The sequence below is a fragment of the Plasticicumulans acidivorans genome, assembly GCF_003182095.1.
In the GTDB taxonomy this organism is placed as follows: Bacteria; Pseudomonadota; Gammaproteobacteria; order Competibacterales; family Competibacteraceae; genus Plasticicumulans; species Plasticicumulans acidivorans.
The window spans coordinates 1-23338 of sequence record NZ_QGTJ01000009.1 but is presented as its reverse complement, the minus strand read 5'-3'; the positions used below and the strand labels follow the sequence as shown (position 1 = coordinate 23338).

Below are 23338 nucleotides of genomic sequence, written 5' to 3'. Positions count from 1 at the left end.
ACGGCGTGCCGGCGCGCGAGATCCTCGTCGAGATGGGCCGCCGCGGCATGGTCGGCGGTCAGGAGGACATGATCGAGGACACGGCGATGACGCTGGCCCGCGAGCGCAAGACCAGCGCCGCCTGAGGCGTTCGGCAGCGGCCCGCCACGCCCGGCGCGGCGGGCCGCCGGTTCATTCGACCGCCTCGATGCGCTCGTGCTGCTCCTGCAGCCACAGCGTGAACTCGTCGACCGGCATCGGCGGCGCGATCAGAAAGCCCTGGCCGACGTCGCAGCCCATGCTGCGCAGCGCGGTAAGCTGCTTTTGCGTTTCCACGCCCTCGGCGATCACCCGCAGATGCTGACTGCGGCCAAGGGCGATCACGGTGCGGGCGATCGCGCCGTGGTCACTTTTGCCACCGAGTTCGTCGACGAAGGCGCGATCGATCTTGATCGCGCTGAGCGGGCTGTCGCGCAACGCGGCGAGCGAGGCGTAGCCGGTGCCGAAGTCGTCGAGGGTCAGGCTGACGCCGAGCCGGTGCAGCGCCGGCAGCACCCGCAGTGACGAGCGTTTGTCGAGAAAGCAGCTTTCAGTGATTTCCAGATCGAGCGCCGACGCCGGCACGCCGTGGCGCTGCAGCGCCTGCGCCAGCACGCCGGCGAAATCCTCGTCCATGCACTGCCGCGCCGAGACATGGAGCGACAGCCGCGGCGCGCCGATGCTGGCCGCCCGCCAGGCGGCGAGCTGGGCGCAGGCCATTTCGATGACGCGATTGCCGACGCGGATGATCAGCCCGGACAGCTCCGCGACCGGCAGGAAGGTTTCCGGGCCGAGCACGCCGCGGCCGCTGACGCGCCAGCGCAGCAGCGCTTCGACGCCGACGAAACGCTGGCTGCCCAGCGCCATCTGTGGCTGGAAGTAGAGCAGCAGGTCGTCGTGTTCCAGCGCATGACGCAGCGCGCTCTCGGTGGAGACGCGCTGCTGCACCGACTCGGTCAGCGCCGGCGTATAGAAATGTGTGACGTTGCCGCCGCGTTCCTTGGCGCGATACATCGCGGTGTCGGCATTGCGGATCAGCGTTGCCGCCTCCTGACCGTCGGCCGGGAACAGGCTGATGCCGACGCTGACGCCGAGCACCAGCTCATGCTGGTCGATGACGAACGGCGTGCGCATCGCCTCGATGATCTTATCGGCAACCGTCGAGGCGCCGTAGGGCTCGCCGATTTCTTCGAGCAGCACGCCGAATTCGTCGCCGCCGAGGCGCGCCAGCGTGTCCTCGGCGCGCACGCAGTCGCTCAGGCGCTGGGCGGCGATTACCAGCAGGCGGTCGCCGAGTTCATGGCCGCAGCTGTCGTTGACGTGCTTGAAGCCGTCGAGGTCGAGGTAGAGCAGGGCGGTGATGTGCTTCTGCCGCTGCGCGCGCGCCAGCGCGTGCGCCACCCGTTCGAGGAACATCACGCGGTTGTAGAGGCCGGTCAGCGGGTCGTGGTGCGCCAGATACTCCAGGCGCCGCTCGGCTGCCTTGACGGTGCTGATGTCGGCGAACACCAGCACGTAGCCGCGTACGTCGTCATCGCCCGGACGAATGGCGTCGATGGTCAGCCAGGCGGCGAAGGCCTCGCCGTTCTTGCGCCGCAGCTTGAGTTCGCCATGCCAGCCGCCGCTGGCGATGATGGCCTCCCAGTCGACACCGCTGCGCTCGCAGGCCTGGTGATCCGAGAGCAGAAAAATCCAGTTCTCGCCGAGGCTCTGCCGCTGCGAATAGCCGGTGAGCGCTTCGAAAGCCGGGTTGATGGTGCTGAACAGGCCGTTCTCGTCGAGGATCGCCGCCGCCTCGGTGGTGCTGCGGAACACCACATCGGCGGCGAACAGGCGCCGCTCGGCGTCCTGCTGTGCGGTGATGTCGCTGATCAGCGAATAAAAACCCTCGACCGCGCCGCTGGCGCCGCGCTCCGGCACCCAGGTGACACTGACCTCGCGCTCGCCGAGGCGGCAATGGTTGAGGCGGGTACGGGCGGTGACGACGTGGCCACTGCGTGAAGCCTCCAGCTGCGGGCACAGGTGCTGATAGGCCGCCGTGCCGAACACCGTGCACAGCGGTTCGCCGAGGAGGCTCTGCTGCGGCAGCTCGAACCAGCGCTCATAGGCGGCGTTGACGAAGCGGAAGCGGTGTTCGAGGTCGATGTGGGCGATCAGCGCCGGCATCGCGTCGGCGATGATGCGCAGCTGGCGGGCGCGGCTCTCGGCCTCGGCGCAGGCGCTGCGCTGTTCGGTGATGTCGCTGAAGGTCAGCACCAGCCCGTCGATGCGCATATCACTGGTGCGGTAGGGCAGGATGCGCAGCGTGTACCAGCGCTGGTCGCTGGCGCACACCTCCTCCTGAAACGGCTTGAGCTCGCGCAGCACGCGCTGGCACAGCTCGACCAGCGGACCGTTGCGAAAGCGCTGCGCGACATCAGCGATCAGCCGGCCATGATCGGCCTCGATCAGCGCGAACATCCGCGTTGCCGTCGGCGTGTAGCGGCGCACGCGCAGTTCAAGGTCGAGGAAGATCGTTGCGATGTCGGTGCTGGAGAGCAGGTTGGCGAGGTCGTTGTTGGCCGCCTCCAGCTCGTGCACTTTCTCCAGCAGCTGGTTGTTGACGGTCGACAACTCCTCGTTGAGCGATTGCAGTTCTTCCTTCGAGGTTTCCAGCTCCTCGTTGGTCGACTGCAGCTCCTCGTTCATCGACATGACTTCTTCGTTCGAAGCCTTGAGCTCCTCGTTGGCGGATTCGACTTCCTCGATGGTGGTCTGCAGATCCTCGCGGGTCGCCTTCAGCTCGTATTCGAGCTGATTGACCAGCCCCTCGTCGCCGGCGCGCGCCGCGGGTGCCGGCGCGGGCGCGGGTTCGTCGTGGAAGCAGACCAGCAGGCTGCCTTCGGTCTCGTCCAGCGGCCATACCTTCAACCGCACTCGCCGCGTATCGCGCGCGCTCTGCAGCGTCACCGCGCGGGTTTCGATGGCGAGGTGCTCGCGCGCGGCTTTCTGCAGCGTGGCGCGCAGCACGGTGCGCAGGCCCTCGCGCGCCAGCGCGACGATGTCATGGGTCGCCGTGCCGCTCGGCATTTCCAGGTAGGGCGAGGTGTTGCCGTGGAAGTACAGCGCCTCGCCGCTGCGGTCGACCAGCACCGCGACCGGGGCGTATTCGCGCAGCAGCCATTCCTCGACCCGCTCACCGAGGCGGCGGCTGAGGCCGGAGCGGATGCGGCCGCCGAGCGGCGGCATCAGGCTCGGGGCATCGCGTACGATCGGGTAATCGTCGACGCCGTGCGTCTCACCCGGCGTGTCCTGGCGGACATAGATCCGCCCCTTTTTCGAGAGCGTGCGGAACAGGTCGGTGCGCGGGCCGATGGTTTCCGCGCTGCCGAGGAACAGGTAGCCACCACTGCGCAGCGCGAAGTGGAACAGGCGGATGATCCGGGCCTGTACCTGCGCATCGAGATAGATCAGCAGGTTGCGGCAGCTGATGAAGTCGAGGCGGGAAAACGGCGGGTCGCGGATCAGGTTCTGCGCGGCGAACACCACCACTTCGCGCACCGCCTTGCTGACGCTGATCTGCTCACCGTTGCGGCTGAAGAACTGACTGACGAAGGCCGCCGGCAGCTCCGCGGCGGCGGCCAGCGGGTAGATGCCGGCGCGGGCGACATCGAGCGCCTCGCTGTCGACATCGGTGGCGAACACCTGCAGGCCGAGCGAACGGCCGCTGCGGCGGATGGCTTCGAGGAACACCATCGCCAGCGAGTAGGCTTCTTCACCAGTGGCGCAGCCCGGCACCCAGACGCGAAGCACCTCATCCGCCGCCGCCTGTTCGACGAGGGTCGGGGCAACGCTGTTCAGCACCACCTCGAAGGCCGGCGGTTCGCGGAAGAAACTGGTGACGCTGATCAGCAGGTCGCGCACCAGCTTGTGCACCTCGTCATCGGACAGGCGCAGCAGTTCCAGATAGTCATGCAGCGTCTCGATACAGCTCAGGCCCATCCTCCGGGCGATGCGGCGGCCGAGCGTGCCCTGCTTGTAGTGGCGGAAGTCATGCCCGCTGCGCACATGGACCAGCGCGACGATGGCATTGAGCAGATCCTGTGGCTCGCGGCTGGCGACGCTCGGCAGCAGCTCGCCGCGCACGTAGGGATGGCGCACATAGCGCAGCAGCACTGCCGGCATCGCCTCGACTGGCAGCCGGTAGTCGACCATCCCGGTCGCCAGCGCGCTGTACGGCATGCCGTTGTACTGGGCGGTGTTGGGTTCCTGGACCAGGGTCATGCCACCGTGGCCCTTGATTTCGCGCAGCCCCAGCGTGCCGTCGCTGCCGGTACCGGAGAGGATCGCGCAGATCGCTTTTTCGGCGAGTGCCTCGGCCAGCGAGCGCAGGAAGTAATCGATCGGCATGCGCATGCCGCGCCGCTCGGTCGGTGGCTCCAGGTGCAGGACGCCCGCGCGGATGCTCAGGTAATGATTAGGCGGGATGACGTAGACGTGATCGGCCGCCACGCGCATGCCGTCCTCGATCTGAGCCACCGGCATCGACGTGCATTTGGCCAGCAGCTCGGCCATCAGGCTGTCGTGGTTCGGATCGAGGTGCAGGATCAGCACGAAGGCGAGGCCGGTATCGGCCGGCATCGCCAGGAAGAACTGCCGGAGCGCTTCCAGCCCGCCCGCCGAGGCGCCGATACCGACCAGCGGCCCGCTGTGCTCGCCACGATCGCTGCGCTCGGAGGACTGCTGCGATTCGTCGTTTTCCACGCTGAGAACCCCGTCCGCCGCCGCTCATTGGCGCTGCATCAGCCCGCCATGCGCTGCGTCGCCTGATCGCCGGCGGCCGCAAAGCGCATTGCAATGCCTTACGCCAAGAAACATTAACACTTGAACATGTTTCATGAGCCGTGGCGAGCGACCGGCGACTGCTACGCTTGCGCCGATGCGGTCGACCACGCCGCGGCCGGCCGTTGCCCCTGGCAGACAGACGTTCATTTCCTCCCCACGAGTGTCATCCCATGATCCGATCGAAGCCGCTGCGCCGTGCCGTACCGGTCGCGCTGAGCCTGTGCCTGGCCGTCCCGTTGTTCGCCTGTTCCAGCGCCGGCTCGAACGGCGGTGAGCCGCAGGCGCGAAATCTCACGCCCGAGCAGAAAGAGGATGAGCGGGCGCAGCTGCGCGCCATGCGTGACAAGACACTGGCCGATCTCTACGCGCAGCGACCGGCGACGCGGGCGGAGATCGCCAAAGCCAAGGGCTACGCGGTGGTCGGCGCCTCCGGCCTCAACCTGGTGCTGCTGGTCGGCGCCGAAGGCGGCGGCATGATCGTCGACCAGCGCAGCGGCAAGGAGACCTACATCCGCATGCTGCGCGCCGGCACCGGCCCGGGCCTCGGCTACATGAAGTACCGCTACGTGCTGGTGTTCAAGAACGACACCGCCTTCGACCAGTTCCTCACGCTCGGTGTCGATGTCAGCGCGCAGGGCAACGCCACGATCAAACCGGGCGGCGTCGGCGAATCCACCGATGCCATGGCCTCGTTCACGCCTTATGTCAGCGTTTATCAGCTGATGGACAAGGGCGTGAACGTGCAGGCCAACTGGGGCGGCACCAAATACTTCAAGGACCCCAATCTGAACTGAGAGACATCGCCGGCCGAACCGACGGCCGGAGCGGGCACTCAACGCCGGTGCAGTCCGCCGCCGCCCTGGCGAGCACCACCGGCCTGACGGCCACCGCTGAAGCCGCCGCCGCTGCGCTGTGTGCGCTCGACGCCGCGATTGCCGCGATCACGCGCCGTCACGTCACGCTGCACCGCCGCCGGCGGGTTGGCCCGCTGCGGTCGCTGGGCCAGCCGCTCGGCCGGCGTCGCCTCGCGCCGCGGCGCGCGCGCCGCCGGGGATTCGCTGCGCGGGGCCGGTCGGCTGGCTGACCGCTCGCCCGGCGGGTTGGCCCGCCGCGGTGTCTGCGCCTGCGGTGTCGGGCGCGTTCCCGCTTCGGTGCGGTTCGCGGCGCGTGGCGTCTGCGCCGGACGGCGGGTGTCGCGCTGCGCGCGCGCCGTGTCGCGGCGGGCCTCGCGGGCCTGAGCATCGCGCGGCTGTACGCCGCCGCGGGTGGCGCTGACCTGGCTGCGCGGGGCATCACTGCGCCGCCACTGGCCGCCGCCGTTGTACTCCTGCCATTCGCCACGGCCGGTGCGACGGTAGATCTCGCCGTCCTTGCCGGCGTAGACGCGACCGTTGCGGGCGATCGCACCGCCGCCATTCGAGGTCTGCACCCAGGCGGTATTGCCGCGCGGGCCGCTGCGATGGCCGGCTGCGGCCCATTCGCCACCGCGCTCGGCATAACTGCGGCCCCACGAGCCGTAGGCGTTGGCGCCGCCGATGCGCGCGCCGTAGGCGCCGGTGTACGGGTTGTAGCCGGCACGGCCGCCGGCAACACCGAACGGCGTGGCCACCGCACCGCCGCGCGCCCAGCCGCCGGTCACCGGGTTGTAGAAGGCGCGGCCGCCGGCGACGCCGTAGGGGCCGCTGGCCCAGCCGGCGCGGGCATAGCCGTAGCCCGGCCGGTACACCGCGCCGTAGCCGTAGCTGCGATACGCCGGCCCGTACCAGCCGGGGCCGTACCACCAGTCGTCGTGATCGTGCAGCGCGTAGCCGAGCGCCATGCCGACGCCGAACAGCAGCAGACCGTTCATCACGTACTGGCCGTTGTAGCCGGCGGTGTAGCCGGTGGTGACGGTGGTCGGTGTCGAGTCGTAGACGTTGACGTAGGTGACGTTGTGCACCGGGCTCGACGACGGAATCGTGTACAGCGCCGGCGGCACCGCGGTGCACACCACCCACGGCCCGCCGGCGGCCGGCGCTTCGAACCAGACGCCGTTCTTCACGCTGTAGTAGCGGCCGTCGTAGGCGATCACCGGATCGGCGGCGTTGACCGCGTACTGCATCGGGGTGCCTTCGATCGGAGCGAACTTCGGCTCACCGGCGTAGCTCGCGTCGTAGCGCAGATCGGCACGCTGCAGCGTCGCCTTCTGCGGCACCGAGGCCAGCAGCACGGCGTCTTCGGCGGCTTCGGTGCCGGGCACCGAGGCCAGCACGTAAGCCATCGGGTCACTGTCGGGGATGCGGGCGAAGTCCGCCGGCAGCGAAGTGGTCGCCGCCTGCCACGGCCCGGTGAGCGGGCCGGCACTGAACCAGCGCCCGGCGCTCAGCAGATAGTGCCGATGCTCACCACTGTGCAGGAACAGTGGCTGCTCGCTGTTGCTCACCGCCAGCAGCCGGGTGCCGGCGATCGGCCGGTAGCGCGGCTCGCCATCGGTCAGCAGCAGCTCGGCCTGACCCTCGGTGTAGAACACTTGCGGCACCCGCGGCAGACGCGGGCCGACGCCCTGGCTGCGGAGCTCGCCCCAGCCGTCATCGGGCAATCTGGCGAAGGCGGGCGGCAGGTTCACCGGCTGCGCCCACGGCCCGCGCTGCAGATCCTGCGTGCTCAGCCAGGTATCGCCGAGGCGCAGGTAGTAGCGGTTGCCGTCATCGGGGTCGAGCAGCACGGTGGCATCGGTATTGGCCGCGGCGAGCAGACCGCTGTCGGCGACCGGCTTGAATTCCGGCGGCCCGAAAAAGCCCAGCAGCGTCGCCGGCCTGGTCGAATAGAAGATCTGCGGCGGATCGAGACTGACCTGCACCTCGCGCTGTTCGACCTGCTGTGCATCGAGGTAGGGCAGCAGGCGATCGAGCGCCACCACCAGCGAACGCTGCGGCGGCAGCGCCTCGCGCACCAGCGTGGTCAGGCGTTTGTTTTCATCCGCCGAAGCGTCGGGGAAGCGCAGCTCGGATTTCATGTCACGCAGCAGCACGCTGCCGCTGTCCTTGTCGACCTCGGTCGTCGCCTCGACCGCGAGCACGCCGTAGCGCGGTGTCGCCGAGGGCTTGTCACTGACCGCCACCGCGGCGCGAAACTTGAGGCGGCTCCAGTCACCCCAGCTGTCCACCTGCGGCTGATGGACCACGACCTGCTGTCCGCCCTTGCTGTAGACCCGCGGCCAGCCGTTGTCGGCCGGCGGCTCGCTTGGCGCATCGGCCGCCTGCGCGGCTCCACCGGCGAGCAGACAGAGGCCGTAGAACAGCCATCGATGGAAACGCATCATGGTTCTCCTGCATCACGCCGAACGGTCACGACCGGCGTGCCGGATGGCGACGCGCGGCCGCAGGCACCCGCAACAGCCGGTGGGTACTCTCGCGAGCTTAGGTGGCGGCGTGCACAGCTGCCCGGCGCTCGCGCGGGGCAGGGGAGCGGGCCATATACTGAAACGCGGCCGCCGCTTCGCGGACGCACGGCGCGGCACAGGGGAAGACAATGGCGCGACAGCGTAGGCTCACGGCCGGACCGGGACGATGGCGGCATGCCCGCCGCGGAGGTGCTCATGGCGGCTGACGACGACACCCTGCAGGCGCTGATCGCGCGGGTCGCGCTCGGCGATGCCCAGGCTTTCGAACAGCTCTACGAACTCAGCGCCCCGCGCCTGCTCGGCGTGGCGATGAGTCTGCTCGGCCGCCGCGAGCGCGCCGAGGAGGCGGTGCAGGAGGCCTTCTTCAAGATCTGGCAGCGCGCCGACAGCTACTCGGTCACCGCCGGCCCGCCGTTCGCCTGGCTGGCGGCGGTGGTGCGCCATCAGGCACTCGACCTGCTGCGCAGCGAGCGGCGCCGGCCGCTCGAATTCGGCGATGAGGAGCACGTCGCCAGCCTGGCCGAACGCGCCGACGAGCGCCCCGATCCGCTCGACCTGCTGGAGCAGGCGATCGACGCGCTGCGTCTGCGCAACTGCCTGCAGGCAGTGCCACAGCAGCAGCGCCGCTGCCTGGCGCTGGCCTATTACCGCGGCCTGACCCACACCCAGCTGGCCGACCAGCTCGCTGCACCGATCGGCAGCGTCAAAGTCTGGCTGCGCCGTGGGCTCGATCACCTGCGTCGCTGCCTGGATGCCGTCGCATGAACTACGCAAAACCCGAACTGCTCGATGCCCTCGCCGCCGCCTACGTGCTCGGCACGCTGAGTCCGCTGGCGCGGCGCCGCTTCGAGCACCTGTGCCGCACGCTGCCGGCTGCCGGCGACGCCGTGCGCGAATGGGAGCGGCGCCTCGGCCGCCTCGCTGAATCGGTGCCGCCGCTGACGCCGTCAGCGCAGATGTGGCAGGTGATCGAACGGCGCACCATCGGCGCCCGCAGCCCGCGCACGGAAACCGACGACGAGGATCTCAGCCGCGAACTCGGCGCCTGGCTGCGGCCGCTGCTGGCCTTCGCCTGCGGCCTGCTGTTCGCCGTCGGCGTGGTGCGCATGTACCCCGAAAGCTTCGTCGAGCCGGTGCCGGTCAGCGCGCTCGGCCTGCCGCCGAGCTATCTCGGCATTCTCGCGCCGGCGGACGGTGAACCGGTGCTGCTGGCGAGTGCCGCACGCCGCGAGCAGCGGCTCGGCCTCAAACTGCTGCAGCCCCTCAACATCCCGCAGGGACAGGTCGCCGTGCTGTGGGCGCTGTCGGGTGATGCGCCGCCGCGGCCGCTCGGCCTGGTGCCGGCGCAGGGCACTGGCGAGATCACCCTGAGCGCACCGGCCGACCGCCAGCTGGCGAGCGTGTCGCAGCTCGGTGTTTCCTTCGAAAGCGAGCTGCCGGCACCCGGCGCCCGGCCGCAGCCCTTCGTGCTCAGCGGCCGCTGCGTCAAGTTCTGGTAGCGGCGTTCAGCGCGTGGTGTAGCCGCCGTTGGCGAAGAGCGTCTGCCCGTTGATCCACCAGCCCTCGGTGGCGAGGAAGTGCACGATCGGCACGATGTCGCGGATGTCGGTGAGCTGGCCGTTCATGCTCTGCGACTTGTGGTAGGCCACGGTCTCCGGCGTCTCCGCCGGGTAGAAGAACGGCGTGTCCATCGGCCCCGGCGCGACGTTGTTGACGGAAATCCCGCGCACGCCGAATTCCTTGGCCGCCGCGCGCGTGAAGTGCTCGACCGGCGCCTTGGAGCCGGCGTAGGTCGAATACAGCCCGGTGAACGCCGCCAGCAGCGAAGTGAGGATGGTGATGATGCTGCCGTGATCGTTGAGACGGCGGCCGGCCTCGCGCATGAAGAAGTACGCGCACTTGGCGTTGATCGCGAACATCTCGTCGTATTCGGCTTCGCTGGTGTCGACGAAGGGCTTCTTCAGCACCTTGCCGACGGTATTGATGGCGACGTCGACGCCGCCGAAGCGGCTGACGGCAGCATCGAACAGTTTCTCGATCTCGGCGACCCGGGTCAGGTCGCCCTGTACCGCGATGGCCTCGCCACCGCCGGCGAGGATCTCGGCGACGGTGGCATCAGCCGCCGCGCGCGCGGCATCGCCGTGATAGTGCACAACCAGCTTCGCACCATCGGCCGCACAGCGGCGGCTGATCAAACCACCGAGGTTCTTGGCGCCGGCGGCGACGATGACGACTTTGCCCTGCAGGCTGCGCAGGGTGCTGTTCGGGGTGCTCATGGCGGTCTCCTGACACTGCGCCGCGGATGGCGCCCGCCAAGCCTGACCGTGCACAGTTCACGGATAAACCGGCAAAATCTGCAAAGACTTTCCTGTCATCTCGAACAATTGCACGCGGAGAGACCCCGTGGATCGCCTGCAGACTTTGGAAATCTTCGTCTGCGTCGCTGAATGCGGCAGCTTCACCGGAGCGGCCGAACGGCTGCGGCTGCCGCGCTCGACGGTCTCGGCCGCAGTGCAGAGCCTCGAAGCGCGCCTGCAGACGCGGCTGATCCAGCGCACCACGCGGCGCATGCAGCTCACCGGCGACGGCGTCGCCTATTTCGACTGGTGCCGGCGCCTGCTCGCCGACATCGAGGAAACCGAACAGCGGTTGATGCAGGGCCAGTCACGCCCGCACGGACGGCTGCGCGTCGACGTACCGGGGCGCATCGGCCGCCTGATCATCGCCCCGGCGCTGCCGGAGTTCCTCGCGCGCTATCCGGACATCGAACTGGAACTCGGCGTCAGCGACCGGCCGGTCGACCTGGTGCACGAAGGCGTCGACTGCGCGATCCGCGTCGGCACACTCAGCGACCCGGCGCTGATCGCCCACCCGATCGGCCCGCTGCGCGTCGGCACGTTCGCCAGCCCGGCGTATCTCGCCCGTCACGGCACGCCGAACACGCCGGACGAACTCAGCGGCCATCACGCAGTGCGCTACGCCGTGCCGGTCAGCGGCCCGGCCGACGACTGGGAAGGGCTGGTCGACGGCCAGCCGGTCAGCATCGCGCTCGGCGGCAGCATCACCGTCAACTGCGCCGAAAGCTACATCGCCTGCTGCATCGCCGGCCTCGGCCTGATCCAGATTCCGGCCTACGACGCCCGCAGCCATCTGGCCCGCGGCGAACTGAGCGAAATCCTCACCGCCTTCGCCCCGCCACCCCTGGCGATGACCGCCCTCTACCCGCAACGCCGCTACCTGTCGCGTCGGGTGACGGCCTTCGTCGAGTGGATGGAGGCGCTGTATCGGCAGCAGATGGCGGGGTGAATCAGGACGGCTAATCGGCCAGCCTGACTTCGCCGTCACTAAAAACCAGATCGATATCGCGCGGCGCAGCCGGCAGGACCAGCTCGAAACCGTGCTCCACGGCCTTCGCCGCAAAATCGACCGCGCAGCGTTCATGGATCGAACAGCGAACCAGCGTGATCTTTTCACGCCCATCCTTACGTTCACCGACCGCACCCGGGCAGTAGAACAGGGATTCAAGGAGCGGCTGGTATACCAGCCTGGTTGTGTCGGAGGCTAACGGCTGGGCGGCGAGGATTTCGATGTCGGCTTTTTTATAGTGATCAAAGGTTTCCGCGCAAACAGCCGACAGCGGCGTCAACATCAGCGCCATTGACAATATTGGTCTCATATTTTTATTTCCTATCCATTTGAAATTATATGATTTCATGTTTTTAGCTGACTGCAGCTCGACTGCTATTCGTCGCCAATCCAGGTTCGTGTTTCTTTCTGAGTAACGCTGCAACTGCAAAATGGTTGAGCCTACGGTGATTGCACGGGGATCTTGTTTGGAAACTCATAAATAAAACGCAGCAGCATCTCTATGAATGTAATGAGATCACTCGCATCTTCTTCTTTCATGATAGCTATTTCATGCGTCGCCTCATTTCCTTTTTTCCTGATATGATCAACCCAATGCCTTCCGTTTGGCGGGACATAGCCTTTATCCGCAAGGTAATCGACATACTCAATGAATTTGAGTCCTTCTTTCGCTCCTTGCTGAACGGCTATATTCATCAGCATCTTGCGACAAAGCAGCACGGCACCGGTAAAACAACTTTGGCTTGAAGAGCGCCGTGCCTCTTCATAAAGCGCATAAAGCTCAGACGGCACACTATTAACAGTACTGCCAAGCGCAGCTGCTGGATAACGCATTCCGTTAGGACTAAAAAAATTTGGGCCTCCACAGTTTGGGCAAATATATATCCCGCCAAGATATGGTTTTGTTTTGTCAGTAATTAAATTATACCCATTAACTGATGCAACTTTAGTATTGCAAAATCCACAAACGAACGCCTTTCTTGGTACGGTTTGACAATCTTGCCACGCAGTTGGCGAAATGGTTTTTTCATTCATTTTGACCTCTGCGGATAGGCTGATATCTACACAAATAAATTTGTTTGCACATAAATAAGCAGCATTGCATGCTGCGTTTAATAACGCGCGCTTGTCTGATTTAGGATTATTTTAAGTCAATTTTCCAGCAATCCTCCGCCACCTGCTCCACCCCAAACCGCTGCGGTAAAAACCGTTCGATCACCGCGATGTTGCTGCGGGTGTGTGCGCTGGGTTCGAGGGTGGTGAAGTGGCCGCCGGCGAGGGCGAGGGGCAGCAGTAGCTGGTCGGCGAGCCAGGGGCCGACGGCGGCGGGGCTGGCGAGGTAGTCGCGGGCGGCGTTGCAGGCGCGGCGGGCGACGGTTTCGGCGGCGGTGCCGCGTTCGCCGAAGGCGGTGAACAGCTCGGTGACGTGCTCGTGGCGCAGGCACAGCTGCAGCGCGTTGCCGGGGCCATGGCTGGCCGGCAGGCCGTGGATGTGCAGCACCTCGGCCGGCCAGTCGAGGCGGCGGGCGACCGTGGCGAGTTCGCGCTCGGCGACGTTGCCGGGCACGCCGGCGATCAGCGCCTCGGCACGGCATTCGAGCAGTGCGCCGCGGTTTTCCAGCTGCAATGGCTGCAGCGTGCTGCCCCGTGTGACCCGCACTTCGACGCTGCCGCCGCCGGCCGGGTAGAAGCCGTGCCGCAGCAGCGTCAGCTCGGCGTGCAGGCCCATGCGCGCGAGCAGCGGCAGCCAGGCGTGCTGCAGGAAATCGGCCGGCGGTGCCGCCGGGTTGTGCGTGCCGCCGCTGACCCGCAGCCGGCTCGGCCCCGGCGCCTGCCACAGCGCCGGCAGCACGGTCTGCAGCACCAGCGTGCAGGAGCCGGCGGTGCCGATGGCGAATTCGTAGTCGCCGGCGCGGATCGGGCCGGGGTGGAATTCCAGCGTCTGGCCGCCGGCGACGGCGCCGCTGACCTGCGCGCCGCACACCGCGGCGGCGGCCTGCACCGCGGTCAGGTGCTGGCGCAGCAGGCCGGGCTTGCTGCGCCCGGCGCGGATATGTTCGATGCGCAGCGGGCGGCCGCTCAGCATCGACAGGCTGAGCGCGCTGCGCAGGATCTGGCCACCGCCTTCGCCGGCGGCGCCATCGATGACGACGAGCTCCTTCATCGCGGGGTCCTTTTCATCTCCATGCGGGCGGGCGCGTCAGTCGCGCTCGCGAAATTCGGGGCCGACGAACACGCGCACCGCGTCGCCGCGCTGCAGGCGATCGTGACAGCGCCAGCGGGCCTCGACGCTGTGCGCGGCGGCCTCGCTGCTGCGGGCGTCGAGCTGCTGCGCCAGCTTGTGCAGGGCCAGCGCGCGGTTGCGCGCCTGCGAGCGTTCGGCACGGGCGACGCTGCTGAGGCCGCTCGGCAGATGGGTGATGCGCACCGCGCTGTCGGTCTTGTTGACGTGTTGGCCGCCGGGGCCGCTGGCGCGCAGCGTCTGCATGTGCAACTCCTGCGCATGCCAGTGATGACGCTGCGGCGGCTGCACCGACTCGATGCCGATGAACCAGTTGCGTCGCTTGTGCTGTGGGCGGAACGGGCTGTGGCCGATCCACTGCACACTGCCGCACCAGCGCGCGGCGAAGGCGGGAAAGGCCGCGCCGTCGCAGGCGAGCAGTACCGACTGCAGCGTGCCGGGCTGCGCACCGGCCTGCTGCGCGCGGACCTCGCAGCGCAGGCCGGCGGCGCCGGCCTCGGCGATCAGCTTCGGCAGCAGCCGGGCCAGCACCCAGGCGCACTCGGCCGGACCGCGCCCGGCACTCAGCTGCAGCCAGCCACCGGCGCTCATGCCCGCACCCGCGCGCGCAGCTTGTAGCTGACCAGCGGCCGCAGCACCGCCAGCACCCGCGCCAGCCCGGCATCGACCAGATCGGCGATGACGCGCTCGATGTCCTTGTAGGCCTGCGGCGCCTCCTCGAACAGCAGCTCGCGATCCTCGCAGATCACCTCGCTGCCGAGCGCGGTGCGGCTCAGGCTCTGCGGCGTGAAGCGGCGCTGCAGCCGGGCGCGGCTGTCGCTGCGCTTCCACTTGCGCCCGGCACCGTGGGCGATCGAGTACAGCGTCGCTTCGCTGTCCGGCGTCGGCTGCAGCAGGTAGCTGAAGCTGCCGCGCGAGCCGGGCACCACCACCGGCCCGGCATCGGCCGGTGCCGCGCCCTTGCGATGCAGCCAGCACGGGCAGCCGTCGACCAGCGCCGCACTGACGCTGTTGTGGCAGATGTCGAGGCGGCAGCTGACCTCGGTGTGCAGGCTGGCGGCGAAGCGTTCGGCGATCAGCGCACGGTTGACCACCGCCCAGCGCCGCGCGAGTTCATGACGGGCGAGGTAGGCGCGACCGTCGTCGCTGTCGGCGGCCAGCGGCGCGGCGCCGTGGCGCTCGACGTGATCGCGCAGGATGCGTTCACCGAGGCCGCGCGAGCCGCTGTGCACCAGCAGCAGCAGGCGTTCGGCATCGAGGCCGAGCGCGGTGAGCACTGCGGCATCGCAGACCTGCTCGATCGCCTGCAGCTCAGCGAAGTGATTGCCACCGCCGATGGTACCGAGCGCGGCATCGCAGGGTGTCGGTTCGAGTCCGGCGGCGGCGAGGCGGGCGCTGGTGTCGCCGTCCCACGGGCCGTCGAGGCCGTGCAGGCGGGCGGCCAGCGCCACCGGTTTGGCCTTGGCGCGCTTGAGCGTGGTGCTCCACAGGCTCATGCCGCAGCCGATGTCGTTGCCGACCAGCGCCGGGTGGAGCAGGCCGTCACTGGCGAAAGCCGCGCCGATCGGCGTGACCTTGCCCGGGTGCAGGTCGGGCAGGCCGACCGCGCGGCGCATGCCGGGCCAGGCGGCGACGGCCGCCAGCTGCTGCACGGCGGCGCCTTCGATCCACTGCCCGGCGGAGGCGACCAGGGTCGGTGCGGGGGCTTGAGGGGTGTCGTCCATCGTCATTCGTTTCCGTGGATGCCGAGCGCGTGCGCGGCGAGCGTGAAGTCGAGTTCACGGCGCAGCCGGGCCGGGCAGGCAGCGAGCGCCGTGGCGCTCAGGGCATGTTGCAGGGCTTGGCGCTGCGCCGCGCTCGGCGTCGCGAAGCTGCGGTTGTAACGCGCCAGCCAGTCACTGAGCGAGCGCACCTGCACCGTCGCCGGCAGGGCGAGGATCAGGCGCAGGCGCTCCCATTTGTCGAGCCGCCGGCCGACCGTCTCCAGCACCGCCAGCGCGACCGCAGGGGCCGCGGCGCCGGCGAGCAGGCGCAGCAAGGTGGCGGCATCGTATTCATACAGGCGCGGTGCGGCCCGCACCCTGCGTACCACGCTGGCGGCCGGATCGGCGAAAGCGGCGGCGATCCATTCGTCGCTGCGCGCCGGCAGCAGGCGCAGCAGTGTGCCGAGGCAGGCAGCGCGCAGCGCCGGCTCGGCCGCCGTGCGCAGGTCTTCGAGCCGGTGCGCGTCAGCGGCTTCGCCGAGTTCGGCGAGCAGACCGATGGTGCGGATGCGGCGCGGGCCGGTGAGGGCGCTGCGCAGACTGGCCAGCGCTGCGGCCTGCCGGCCATGGCTGCACAGCCAGCGCAGGGCCATGCGGCGCAGCGCCGGCGCGGGTTCGAGCAGCGCCGCCAGTGCCCGTGCGGTGGCGGTGGCGTCGTCGGCATCCTGCAGCGCCAGCTGCAGCGCCTCGCGGCGCACCGGCATCAGCGGCGCGCGCCGCGCCAGCGCCAGCAGCGGCGGGCGGCTGGCAGCCTCCAGCGTGCGCAGTGCACCGGCGGCGCAAGCGGCGATTACGCAATCGCGGCTGCGCAGGCCGCAGGCGATCAGTGTCGGTGTCGGCGCCGCCTGCCAGCACAGCAGAAAACAGGCGCGCGCCACCCGCGCATCGGCCGCGTACAGCCCGGCGTGCAGCGCTGCCGGGCAACGCTGCAGCAGTTGTTCGACCGCCGTCACCAGCGCGTCGTGATCGGCCCGGCGGCAGCGGCGCAGGTGCTGCAGCCGCGGCAGCGCGGCGACCAGGGCCGCCGCATGCTCGGCGCGCAGCAGCCGGTACAGCGCGGCCTGCGCCGCGTGGCGTACCGGCGCCACCCAGTCGTTGCAGCGCTCGATCAGCGCCGGCAGGGCATCGATCGATGGCAGCTCGCCGAGCCGGCGTACCGCAGCTTCGCGCAGATGGCCGTCGCCGTGGCGGGCCGCCGCCTGCAGCACGGCGAGGTCGCTGCTCATGCGCAGCGCCCAGCGCTGGCGGGTGCGTTCGAGGCGCTGGCGGGCGGGGTCGAGGATCACGGCTCAGCCCTTCACGCAGACCAGCTGCTTGAGCGTGTGCACCACCTCGACCAGATCGCGCTGCGCCCGCATCACGGCGTCGATGTCCTTGTATGCCGCCGGGATCTCGTCGATCACGTCGGCATCCTTGCGGCACTCGACTCCGGCGGTCAGGCGCTTTTGATCGGCGAGGCTGAAGCGGCGCTTGGCCTCGCTGCGCGAATACACCCGCCCGGCGCCGTGGCTGCAGGACTCGAAGCTTTCCGCCTCGCCCTTGCCGCGCACGATGTAGCTCTTCGCCCCCATGCTGCCGGGAATGATGCCGAGCTCGCCGGCGCGGGCGCGCACCGCCCCCTTGCGGGTGACGAGGATGTCCTCGCCGTAGTGGTGCTCGCGCGAGACGTAGTTGTGGTGGCAGTTCACCGCCTCGACGTGGGTGTCGAAGGGCTTGCTGATCACCTGCCGCGCCGCGGCGATCACCGCCTGCATCATCAGCTCGCGGTTGGTACGGGCGAAGTCCTGCGCCCACTCGACCGCCTCGACGTAGTCGGCGAAGTGCTCGGTGCCTTCCGGCAGGTAGGCGAGATCGCGGTCCGGCAGATTGATCATCCAGCGGCGCATGTCCTCGCGCGCCAGCTCGATGAAGAAATTGCCGATGGCGTTGCCGACGCCGCGCGAGCCGGAATGCAGCATGAACCACACCGCGTCGTCCTCATCGAGGCAGACCTCGATGAAGTGGTTGCCGGTGCCGAGTGTCCCCAGGTGCACGCGGCTGTTGCTGCGGGCGAGCTTCGGGTACTTGGCGGTGATCGCCGCAAAGCGGGCGGCCAGCGCCGACCACGCGGCATCGACCGGCGCCGGCGGCTCGCCCCAGGCGCCCTGGTCACGTCGGCCCACGCTGCGTCCGTGCGGCACCGCGCGCTCGATGGCGACGCGCAGCGGGTGCAGATCGTCGGGCAGGTCGCGGGCGTTGAGCGTGGTCTTCGCCGCCATCATGCCGCAGCCGATGTCGACGCCGACCGCCGCCGGAATGATCGCGCCCTTGGTCGGGATCACGCTGCCGATGGTCGAGCCCTTACCGACGTGCACGTCCGGCATCACCGCAATCCACTTGTAGATGAACGGCAGCCGCGCGGTTTTTTCCAGCTGCTCGCGTGCCTGCACATCGACCGGCACGCCTTGCGTCCACAGCTTGATCGGCACCCCGTCGCCGCTCTGCTGCACCTCGTAGTGACGCTGATCTTTGTCCTTCATCGTCAGTCTCCAGACTTCAAAGCAAAACAAAACGGGCGACGAAACCGGTGACGAGAGGGATACATGTTGCAGATGTACTCCCGTCGGCATTCGCCCGGGGCGTGCGGGTGACGAAAAGGGGTGGAACATCTGCTCTACCCGCTGAGCTACGCCGCGCCTGCGCGTGGCGGCGGGAATCGAACCCGCGACACGATGTAGTTCCACGGGCATTCACCCGAACGCCCAAACCTGTGAGGCGCCGCCGCAGCGGCCGCCGTGAAAACAAACGGGCGACGAAACCGGTGACGAGAGGGATACATGCTTGATATGTACTCCCGTCGGCATTCGCCCGCGGTGTGCGGCTGACGAAATGGGGTGAAACATCTGCTCTATCCGCTGAGCTACGCCACGCCTGCGCCTGGCGGCGGGAATCGAACCCGCGACCCGATGTAGTTCCACCAGCATTCACCCGCACACCCAAACTCAAAACCTCCTGTCGTCCGTCGCGCCCTCAGCCCGCCGCGCTGTCTGCCTGCAGCACGATGGCGTCGATCGCCTCGACCCAGTGCTGCGCGCGGCCGTCGCTGAAGGCGGCGATGTGTTCGAACACCGCGTCGCTGAAGCCGCCGACATTGAGGATGTCGGCACGCTCCGGCGCCTGCGTGTGCGCATTCGGCACCAGGTCGATGCACACCAGCCGCGCCTGCGGATGGCGTCGACGCAGTCGCTCCCAGGCCTGCAGCGTGGCACTGGCACCGCGGCGGGCGTCGATCCAGCTCTCGTTGTCGGAGACCAGGATCAGCGTATCGACGCGCTCGCGCCGCTGTTCCAGCCAGCGCAGCGGGGCCGAGCAGTCGGTGCCGCCGGGGCCGATCGCCGCCAGGCGCTCGGCATTGGCCAGCACGCCGGCGCGGGCATCGAGTTCCAGCTCGACCACCGCCTCACGAAACGGCAGCACCCGTGTACCCGGACAGCGCGCGACGAAGGCCGCCGCCACCAGTGCCGCGACATCGACGCAGCGCACGCGGCTGCTCGCGCCGGGCCGCCAGCCGGTCACCGGCGCGTGCATCGAGCCGGAGACATCGGGGCAGACCACCGTGCGCCCCGCCAACCGCGGCACGTTCTTCAAGGCCAGGTCGAGGGCGCGCGCCAGCGCCGCCTGCACGGCATCCGGCAAACCCTGCGCCGCCCGCGCCGCCGCCAGCAGCTGGTACGGGAAGACGCGGGCGCGGCGGATCGCCTCGGCATCGCTCAGCCGTTTGGCGATGTGGCGCAGCATCCCCGGCTGCTCGAACACGCCGTGGCGGGCGAAGGTGTTGAGGTTCATGCGCAGCATCTGCCAACCGGCCTGACGGGCGATCGCCGCCCATTGCGCCGCGCTCAGCGGACAGTGGGTCAGCAGCTGGAACGGCACCGGCGGAATCTCCCCGGCCTCGCCACGGCGCAGCGCCTGCAGGCGCGCGGTCAGCGGCGGCAGCGCGGCGACGTCGTAGGGCAGGCCGTTGAGCCAGGCGAACCAGGCCGAACGCCAGGCCTCGGCCGGCTTCGGGTGCACCATGCGCACGATGTCGCTCAGCGACGGCTGCGTACCGACGCAGGCGCTGAGCAGCGCCGCCTCGCTGGCGCGGTTGAGCCACTGCTGCACCAGCCGCTTCGGCCGGCTGCCGAGCGAACGCCGCCCGGTCGCGCCGCTGCGCAGGATCTGCACGAAGTTGCGCAGCATGCGGCCGTTGTCGATGACCCGCTCGAACACCATCGCCAGCCACGGCGAACCGCGCGCCGCCAGCACGGCGCACAGCAGCGCCGGCAGATCCTTCATCGCCGCCCGCTCGCGGGCATACAGCGCGGTGCGGGCGATGAAGCCATCGTCGAGCTGCGCACACAGTTCGAGCACCTGCTGCAGCTGCGCCTCGGCGTCGCTGTAGTAGCAGTGATTGAGGCAGCCGGTGGCGGCGAACTGCGCCAGTGCCTGCCGTGCCGGCAGTGCATAGGCCGGCGCACCGGCGCCGTTGCAGGTATCGGTCGCCGGCAAGGACGGATCGCGGCGCGACGGAAACAGCGTCAGATTGACCATGATTGCCTCCCGGCTGACGAAATGAAGGCCGCGACGAAAGTGCGGCGTGTCTGCCATCGGCTTTATCAAACAGCGTGCCAGAATCAGTATTTTTTATTTAATTAATTGATTTAAATGAAAAACAAGAATCATCAGCAGGTTTTCAGTGTTTGGGGCATGCGGACATTAAGTGATACTTTTATCGCGTTTTTTATCTCAATGGATAAAACAGCATGCCTGCCAATCCGCGCCCCAGCGTCGTCATCGGCTTTCTCGGCACCACGCTCGACAGCGGCAAGGGTGCCGGGCGCTGGGAGAAATGGCGGCCGAGCGTGGCGCTGTGCCAGCAGGAAGACCGCGTCATCGACCGCTTCGAGCTGCTGATCGTCGAGCGCTTCCGCTCGCTGGCCGAATACGTCGCCCAGGACATCCGCAGCGTCTCGCCGGAAACCCAGCTGAACCTGCACGCGCTCGACCTCGGCGACCCGTGGGACTTCGAGTCGGTCTATGCCGCGCTGCACGAATTCGCCTCGACCTATCCCTTCGAGCCGGAGCACGAGGACTACCTCGTGCACATCACCACCGGCACCCACGTCGCGCAGATCTGTCTGTTCCTGCTCACCGAGGCGCGCTATTTCCCGGCACGGCTGCTGCAGACCTCGCCGCCGCGCCAGCAGCGCGCCGGCGATCCGGGCACGGCCTCGGTGATCGACCTCGACCTGTCGCGCTATGACCGCATCGCCCGCCGTTTCAGCCATGAGCAGGCCGAGCAGGCGGACTTTCTCAAGGCCGGCATCGCCACCCGCAATCCGGCGTTCAACACGCTGATCGAGCGCATCGAGCGGGTGGCGCTGCGCTCGAATGCGCCGCTGCTGCTGCTCGGCCCGACCGGCGCCGGCAAAAGCGCGCTGGCGCGGCGCATCTATGCGCTCAAGCATGCCCGCCACCGCCTCGACGGCCCGCTGGTCGAGGTCAACTGCGCGACGCTGCGCGGCGATCAGGCGATGTCGGCCCTGTTCGGCCATCGCCGCGGCGCCTTCACCGGCGCGCAGAGCGAGCGCCAGGGCCTGCTGCGCGCGGCCGATGGCGGTCTGCTGTTCCTCGACGAGATCGCCGAACTCGGCGCCGACGAGCAGGCGATGCTGCTGCACGCGATCGAGGAGGGGCGCTTTCTGCCGGTCGGCGCTGATCAGGAGGTCGCCAGCCGCTTCCAGCTGATCGCCGGCACCCACCGCGACCTGCGCAGCGAAGTCGCCGCCGGCCGCTTCCGCGACGATCTGTACGCGCGCATCAACCTGTGGACCTTCCGCCTGCCGGGGCTGGCCGAACGGCGCGAGGATCTCGCGCCGAACCTGGACTTCGAGCTGGAGCGCTTCGCCCGCGAGCAGGGCAGCCGCGTGTGCTTCAACACCGAGGCACGCCGTCGCTACCTGGCCTTCGGCAGCGATCCGGCGACGCCGTGGCGCGGCAATTTCCGCGAGCTGGGCGCCTCGATCACACGCATGGCGACGCTGGCCGACGGTGGACGCATCGGCGAGGTCGATGTCGATGAGGAAATCCAGCGGTTGCGCGCGCAGTGGCAGATGCCGCAGACCAATGACGGCCTGGATGCGCTGCTCGGCAGCGAGGCCGCGCAGCTCGACCGCTTCGATCGCGTACAGCTCGCCGAGGTGGTGCGTGTGTGCCGCGCCGCGCCGACGCTGTCGGCCGCCGGCCGCGAGCTGTTCGCCGTCTCCCGTCAGGGCAAGGCGCAGCCCAATGATGCCGACCGCCTGCGCAAATACCTGGCGCGCTTCGGCCTGGACTGGGGGCGCTTGCAGGCAGGCGAGGGGAGCGAATGAAGTGTTCATATCTCGCTAAAAAATCGCTTGCATTTAAATAGCACGCTATTTAAATTCTCATCCCATCGACGCACGATAAAGAGCCGACTGCGATGAACCCCGAACGAGCCCTGCTCCTCGACAACCAGCTGTGCTTTTCGCTGTATTCGACGGCGCTGGCGATGAACAAGGTCTATCGCAAGCTGCTGCGCGAGCTGGAACTGACCTACCCGCAGTACCTGGTGATGCTGGTGCTGTGGGAGCAGGACCGGCTGACGGTTTCGGAAATCGGCGAACGGCTGTATCTGGATTCGGCCACGCTGACGCCGCTGCTCAAGCGCCTGGAGGCCGCGCAACTGCTCAGCCGCAGCCGCTCGGCACAGGACGAACGACAGGTGATCGTGACGCTGAGCGAGTCCGGTCGGGCCCTGCGGGAAAAAGCCGAATCGATCCCGCAACGCGTACTCGGCGCCAGCGCCTGCAGCGTCGATGAACTGCAGGCCCTGAAGGAGCAGCTCGACCGCCTGCGCGCCCGCCTCAACACGGCCGTCTGAACCCGGCGCGTCGACAGACGAGCAAAGATGAAGAAGGGAATGGCCGTGGTTTTTTATGTAGATAAATAGTGCGCTATTTAATAGCGAATAAATTCAGGCATTCCGCCAACCGGCGCAGCGGGACGCCCAACACAGAGCGCCATGCAAACCTGACTCAACGGAGCAATCATCATGTCCATCGAAAAAGTGCTTTACCGTGCCCAGGCCCAGGCCACCGGCGGTCGCGACGGCCGTGCCGTGTCATCCGACGGTGTACTCGACGTGCGCCTGACCACGCCGCGCGAACTCGGCGGCGCCGGCGGTGACGGCACCAATCCCGAGCAGCTGTTCGCCGCCGGCTACTCGGCCTGCTTTCTCGGCGCGCTGAAGTTCGTCGCCGCCCGCGAAAAGATCGCGCTGCCGGCCGATGTCTCCATCACCGGACAGGTCGGCATCGGCCAGATCCCGACCGGCTTCGGCATCGAAGTCGAACTGCAGATCGCCCTGCCCGGCGTCGACCGCGAACGCGCGCAGGCGCTGGTCGACAAGGCGCACATCGTCTGCCCGTACTCCAACGCCACCCGCGGCAACATCGACGTGCGACTGGTGCTGGTGTGAGCTGATGTACTTGAGCGCCGCGGACCGCTAAAGACCGCCGCCGGATGGCCGAGTGCGCCATCCAGCGGCGGTCGGCTGCCTCAGCCCAGGGCCTTCGACAGTTCCGGCACGACCTGGAACAGGTCGCCGACGATGCCGTAGTCGGCCACCTGGAAGATCGGCGCTTCTTCGTCTTTGTTGACCGCCACGATCACCTTCGAGTCCTTCATGCCCGCCAGGTG

Annotated in this window: 18 protein-coding genes and 2 pseudogenes; 8 read left to right on the top strand and 12 right to left on the bottom strand. The window is 68.2% G+C overall.

Annotated features, from left to right (window positions below):
* Nucleotides 1-125: pseudogene (locus C7443_RS14700) on the top strand (4-hydroxy-2-oxovalerate aldolase); the annotation flags it as partial.
* 46 nt (nucleotides 126-171) lie between these two features.
* On the opposite strand, the gene C7443_RS14695 reads toward C7443_RS14700, so the two are convergent.
* Entirely contained in the window at nucleotides 172-4761 is a 4590-nt protein-coding gene (locus C7443_RS14695; protein ID WP_110019381.1) for an EAL domain-containing protein, read from the bottom strand.
* Nucleotides 4762-5012: 251 nt separating this feature from the next.
* Between C7443_RS14695 and C7443_RS14690 the strand changes: the two genes are divergently transcribed.
* Nucleotides 5013-5636, top strand: a complete 624-nt coding sequence (locus C7443_RS14690) for a lipid-binding SYLF domain-containing protein (protein WP_110019380.1) — start codon at nucleotides 5013-5015, stop codon at nucleotides 5634-5636.
* Nucleotides 5637-5674: 38 nt separating this feature from the next.
* On the opposite strand, the gene C7443_RS14685 is transcribed toward C7443_RS14690, so the two are convergent.
* Complete coding sequence (locus C7443_RS14685) at nucleotides 5675-8140, bottom strand: hypothetical protein (RefSeq protein ID WP_110019379.1); 2466 nt, start codon at nucleotides 8138-8140, stop codon at nucleotides 5675-5677.
* Between the two features lie 279 nt (nucleotides 8141-8419).
* On the opposite strand from C7443_RS14685, the gene C7443_RS14680 reads away from it, so the two are divergent.
* Both C7443_RS14680 and C7443_RS14675 read left to right on the top strand, forming a co-directional pair.
* On the top strand, nucleotides 8420-8989 hold the full coding sequence (locus tag C7443_RS14680) for an RNA polymerase sigma factor (protein ID WP_110019506.1): 570 nt from the start codon (nucleotides 8420-8422) through the stop codon (nucleotides 8987-8989).
* Entirely contained in the window at nucleotides 8986-9723 is a 738-nt protein-coding gene (locus tag C7443_RS14675) for an anti-sigma factor (RefSeq protein ID WP_110019378.1), read from the top strand. Before C7443_RS14680 ends, C7443_RS14675 begins: the two co-directional genes overlap by 4 nt.
* Nucleotides 9724-9729: 6 nt before the next feature.
* Here the strand turns inward: C7443_RS14675 and C7443_RS14670 are convergent, their stop codons facing one another.
* Nucleotides 9730-10500, bottom strand: coding sequence for an SDR family oxidoreductase (locus tag C7443_RS14670; RefSeq protein ID WP_110019377.1), 771 nt, complete (start codon nucleotides 10498-10500; stop codon nucleotides 9730-9732).
* 127 nt (nucleotides 10501-10627) lie between these two features.
* On the opposite strand from C7443_RS14670, the gene C7443_RS14665 reads away from it, so the two are divergent.
* Nucleotides 10628-11530, top strand: a complete 903-nt coding sequence (locus tag C7443_RS14665) for a LysR family transcriptional regulator (protein WP_110019376.1) — start codon at nucleotides 10628-10630, stop codon at nucleotides 11528-11530.
* Nucleotides 11531-11540: 10 nt separating this feature from the next.
* Here the strand turns inward: C7443_RS14665 and C7443_RS14660 are convergent, their stop codons facing one another.
* The 8 genes from C7443_RS14660 to C7443_RS14625 all read right to left on the bottom strand — a co-directional run bounded on the left by C7443_RS14660 (nucleotide 11541) and on the right by C7443_RS14625 (nucleotide 20167).
* Nucleotides 11541-11882, bottom strand: a complete 342-nt coding sequence (locus tag C7443_RS14660; RefSeq protein WP_110019375.1) for a hypothetical protein — start codon at nucleotides 11880-11882, stop codon at nucleotides 11541-11543.
* Between the two features lie 149 nt (nucleotides 11883-12031).
* Entirely contained in the window at nucleotides 12032-12625 is a 594-nt protein-coding gene (locus C7443_RS14655; protein ID WP_110019374.1) for a DUF4145 domain-containing protein, read from the bottom strand.
* 106 nt (nucleotides 12626-12731) lie between these two features.
* Nucleotides 12732-13754: an RNA 3'-terminal phosphate cyclase gene (rtcA, locus tag C7443_RS14650; protein ID WP_110019373.1), complete on the bottom strand. Its 1023-nt coding sequence runs from the start codon at nucleotides 13752-13754 to the stop codon at nucleotides 12732-12734.
* Between the two features lie 36 nt (nucleotides 13755-13790).
* Nucleotides 13791-14423, bottom strand: a complete 633-nt coding sequence (gene prfH / locus C7443_RS14645) for a peptide chain release factor H (protein WP_110019372.1) — start codon at nucleotides 14421-14423, stop codon at nucleotides 13791-13793.
* Nucleotides 14420-15556, bottom strand: coding sequence for an RNA ligase RtcB family protein (locus C7443_RS14640; RefSeq protein WP_342774239.1), 1137 nt, complete (start codon nucleotides 15554-15556; stop codon nucleotides 14420-14422). Before C7443_RS14640 ends, prfH begins: the two co-directional genes overlap by 4 nt.
* A gap of 2 nt (nucleotides 15557-15558) precedes the next feature.
* On the bottom strand, nucleotides 15559-16881 hold the full coding sequence (locus tag C7443_RS14635) for a HEAT repeat domain-containing protein (protein ID WP_110019370.1): 1323 nt from the start codon (nucleotides 16879-16881) through the stop codon (nucleotides 15559-15561).
* 3 nt (nucleotides 16882-16884) lie between these two features.
* The gene (locus tag C7443_RS14630; RefSeq protein ID WP_110019369.1) at nucleotides 16885-18114 is read right to left on the bottom strand and encodes an RtcB family protein; all 1230 of its coding nucleotides are present in this window, start codon (nucleotides 18112-18114) and stop codon (nucleotides 16885-16887) included.
* A 490-nt stretch (nucleotides 18115-18604) separates the two neighbouring features.
* On the bottom strand, nucleotides 18605-20167 hold the full coding sequence (locus tag C7443_RS14625) for a vWA domain-containing protein (protein WP_110019505.1): 1563 nt from the start codon (nucleotides 20165-20167) through the stop codon (nucleotides 18605-18607).
* A 212-nt stretch (nucleotides 20168-20379) separates the two neighbouring features.
* On the opposite strand from C7443_RS14625, the gene rtcR reads away from it, so the two are divergent.
* From rtcR to C7443_RS14610, 3 genes are all read left to right on the top strand, one after another.
* Nucleotides 20380-21987 (top strand): RNA repair transcriptional activator RtcR, encoded by a 1608-nt coding sequence (rtcR, locus tag C7443_RS14620; protein WP_110019368.1) that lies wholly within the window; start codon nucleotides 20380-20382, stop codon nucleotides 21985-21987.
* 92 nt (nucleotides 21988-22079) lie between these two features.
* Nucleotides 22080-22520, top strand: coding sequence for a MarR family winged helix-turn-helix transcriptional regulator (locus C7443_RS14615; protein WP_110019367.1), 441 nt, complete (start codon nucleotides 22080-22082; stop codon nucleotides 22518-22520).
* A gap of 171 nt (nucleotides 22521-22691) precedes the next feature.
* Nucleotides 22692-23117, top strand: a complete 426-nt coding sequence (locus C7443_RS14610) for an organic hydroperoxide resistance protein (protein ID WP_110019366.1) — start codon at nucleotides 22692-22694, stop codon at nucleotides 23115-23117.
* 80 nt (nucleotides 23118-23197) lie between these two features.
* Here the strand turns inward: C7443_RS14610 and C7443_RS14605 are convergent.
* Nucleotides 23198-23338: pseudogene (locus C7443_RS14605) on the bottom strand (electron transfer flavoprotein subunit alpha/FixB family protein); the annotation flags it as partial.